General features: G+C 65.9%; 3 protein-coding genes. All 3 read right to left on the reverse strand.

What is annotated here, in order from left to right:
* Positions 1–13: 13 nt before the first annotated feature.
* The 3 genes from QOC69_RS15315 to QOC69_RS15325 all read right to left on the reverse strand — a co-directional run bounded on the left by QOC69_RS15315 (position 14) and on the right by QOC69_RS15325 (position 3414).
* The gene (locus QOC69_RS15315; protein ID WP_526440938.1) at positions 14–1342 is read right to left on the reverse strand and encodes a cytochrome P450; all 1329 of its coding nucleotides are present in this window, start codon (positions 1340–1342) and stop codon (positions 14–16) included.
* 111 nt (positions 1343–1453) lie between these two features.
* Positions 1454–2224: an alpha/beta hydrolase gene (locus QOC69_RS15320; protein WP_526440940.1), complete on the reverse strand. Its 771-nt coding sequence runs from the start codon at positions 2222–2224 to the stop codon at positions 1454–1456.
* On the reverse strand, positions 2221–3414 hold the full coding sequence (locus tag QOC69_RS15325) for a glycosyltransferase family 4 protein (RefSeq protein ID WP_526440942.1): 1194 nt from the start codon (positions 3412–3414) through the stop codon (positions 2221–2223). Before QOC69_RS15325 ends, QOC69_RS15320 begins: the two co-directional genes overlap by 4 nt.
* Positions 3415–3469 lie beyond the last annotated feature (55 nt).

Consider the following 3469-nt stretch of genomic DNA (forward strand, 5'->3'; position numbering starts at 1 on the left):
GCACCAGGCTCCGCTACTGGTCTGGACCGGTCGTGCGGCGAAACAGCACGACGCGACCATCGTCCCGTGGGGCAAACACCACCCCTCGGCTCTCTCGCCGTTCATCGGCTGCGTCGGTCGGCGCGAGCGTGAACTCGCTCAAGACGGTCCGCAGCACCACCATCATCTCCATGTTCGCGAACGCCGCCCCTGGACACCGCCGCGTTCCCCCGCCGAACGGAACCCACGAGTACATCCCCGGGTTGCTCCCAAGGAACCGGTCCGGGTTGAAGACGGTCGCGTCCGTGAACACCTCCTCATTCTGGTGCACCAGCCCGATGTTGACGGAGACGATGTGTCCACGCGGAATGACCCAGGGTCCCAATCGAATCGACTCCGCAGTGACCTCACGGGAGACTGCATCGATGATCGGCCGGGTACGCAGCACCTCGTGCACCGTCGCCTGCAGAAGCGCGGACTCCCCCGCGTCGACTTCGGCCACCACACGCGCCAGCACCTCGGGGTGACGCCGCAACCGTTCCACCGCCCAGGTCAGCGACGTCGCGGTGGTCTCGTGACCGGCGACCAGCAGGGTAAACAGCTCGTCCCCAATGTCGCTGTGCGACATCGCGGTTCCGTCGTCGTAGCGAGCCTGCAGCAACATCGACAGGACGTCGGTGCGCTGCTCCAATGCGGGATCGGATTCGGCACGGGCGATCAACACGCCGAAGATGGCGTCGAGCTCGTCGCGCATCGCCCCGAGTCGGCGCCACGGGCTCCATCGGCCGAAGTCGCGGTGCAGGGACGGCAGCAGAACCAGCTTGGAACCGAGCCTGATCATCTTCGGCATCAGTGACCGCAACGCATCGAACTCGGTACCCTCAGCCCCGAAGACGCCCCGCAGGATCGTGTTCAGGGTGATCCGCATCATCGATTCCCGCACCGGAAACTCTTGCCCCTCAGGCCAATCCGCTATCTCCTGACGAGTCTCGGCTTCGATGAGCCCCTCGTAGGCGCGCATCCGGTCTCCGTGAAACGGCGGGAGCAGCAGCCGCCGATGCCGCAGATGCTTCTCGCCCTGGAGCCCGAACGAGGAGCCAGGTCCGAGGACCAGTCCGAGGTTGGGTTCGGCGCCGCGCACCGCGTCGATCGGATATTTGAACAGCTCTTTGGCCAGTGCAGGGTCACTGATGACGACCGCAGGGCCGAAAAAGGGCAGCCGCATGGAGAACGCGGTGCCGAACCGTTCGTAGAACGCATGCATCAGCTGCTGGCCACGGGTCAGATAGGCGATGTCCTGAGCAATCTGCGGCCAGCGGGGTGCGGGCGGCAGGCGGACGGTCGCCCGAGTTGTCGGTGTCATGTGCCAGGCCCCCTACGGCCGATGCTGATCTGCTATATCGCAATCCAGATGTCTCGATGGTATCGAGGAATACACCGGCGCGCGCTTCGCCGTCGACTCGGGGACGCACCGTCAGCGCAGCGCGCCGATCCATTTCTCGACGTCATCGCCTTGATAGCACGGCGATGCCACGTGACCACCCTCACAATCGACGATTTCGATCGTCGCGGCCGAACCAAATTGCGCGGCAAAGTCTTTCCCCGTAGCTCCTGCGGGAATCACGGTGTCGTCCTTGGGCAAATACAGCCGGAACGCTCGATTGGCGAATGCACTGGGCGGCCAGGTCATCGGATCGGCGGAAGCGTCGACCGTGCCTCCCCACGGGCCGGTGATGTAGTTGACCTTGCGGGCGGGCGGCGGGATACCCATCAGCGGCGACACCCCCACCATCCCCTTGACCTGCCTGTCGGCGTCCTCGTTAATCAACGTCAACGCCGCCAATGCGCCCATCGACTCGGCGACGAAGAACATCGGCACGTCGCCATACTTCTGCCGAGCCGCGGCGATGAGCCGTCGATAGTCCCGTTGCGACGCAGGGTTGCCGAAGGCGTTGCCCTGTGCGTCCGCGGCGACGACCGCGTAACCGGAGCGCAGCACTGGATCGAAGAGGTTTCTGTGCTTCTCGTCGTCACGAATCACCCGCGCGGTCTGGTCCGAACCGTGGAAATAGACCAACAGTCCGTTGACTTGTTTACCGGATTCCGAAAGCCCCAGGGTCCCAGGACCGTTGACCTCTGCCTCGTCGACTTGGAACCCGTAGTCCTTGGCGCCGTCGTCGGAGCAGGACGCCAGTCCGCAGACCAGTAGAACGGTCGCCAATGCGACGAGGAATTTGTGGGTCATACCGCCATCGCCCGTGGAACCCCACACATTTCGGTCAACACCGCGACGTTTCGAGCCGCCTGCGCCTCGATCCGGTGGTGAGAAAGTACATGCGCGCGAGCCGAGGCGCCCATCTGGGAGCGCAACGCCGGATCGCGGACCAACATGCCGAGCGCATCGCACAGGCCGTCGGAGTCACCCGGCGAGGCCAGTAGTCCGGTGCTCGCGTGCAGTACCGCCTCGGGGACACCAGCAACGCGATAGGCAACTACCGGTTTTCCGCACGACTGTGCCTCCAACAGCCCAAGCGGCATGCCCTCGACCATGCCTGCATGCATGACGACGTCGCTGGCCAGGAAGAGCGCGGCCATGTCGTCACGGCGTCCGCAGAAGTGGACATGCCCGGCGGGTAGTGCCTCGGCCTGGGCGCGCACGCTCCGCTCGTAATCCGGGTAGGCGCTCGTCGTTCCCGCCACCACCAGCCGCACTCTCGGGTCGCCGAGGCGGCGGACCGCGGCCAGCAGGTCTTCGATCCGCTTCGACGGATCGAGCCGGGTGGCCGCCAGAACCATGATGTCGTCGTCGCCGACCCCGAGGCTCGTCCGAAGTGCGCGCCGCCGGTCGTGGTCGCCCGCCGACTGCGGCGACATGGCGGTGGCGTCGACGCCGTTCGGTATCACCTGCACGCGATTGCGCACCAGCGCGGGAAGCCCAGCCGCTACCGCTTCACTGACTGCCACCGTCTCGGTAGCCATCCGGACGGCGGCGGTACGCAGCCACCGGCCGACGCCAGGCGTTGCTTCTTCGTGAAGGTGGAGTACCACCGGCGTGTGGCACATCCGGCCGGCGAGGCTGGCGTCCGAGTGGATCCAGTGTGCGTTTGCCCAGATCGCGTCGTAGCCGCCCACGCGAACCACCCGAGCGATCATTCGGGCCACCCTCACGCCGCCGCGGCCTTCCCGGACGATGCCGGACATCGTCGGCCGGTGTCCCGGGCCGCGGATGTCGCGTTCGGTCGGAATGTCGAGGTGAACCGCCTCGAAGCCGGCTTGTCGCCATGCGTCGTGCAACTCGAGTGAGCGCGGTCCGGCCAGGGTCAGGTCCGCTCCCAGCTCCTGCATCAACGGAGCGAGCCGCAGCAGGTAGCGCTGCGCTCCCCACACGCCCTTGGCCTGGTCGATGACCAACACCTTCAGCGGCCGCGAACTCACAAGGCGCCCTTCCCTCTAGACCGCGACACCAAACCAGGCTAACCGAAGGACGACT

It is taken from the genome of Mycobacterium sp., assembly GCF_032162105.1.
Lineage (GTDB): Bacteria > Actinomycetota > Actinomycetes > Mycobacteriales > Mycobacteriaceae > Mycobacterium.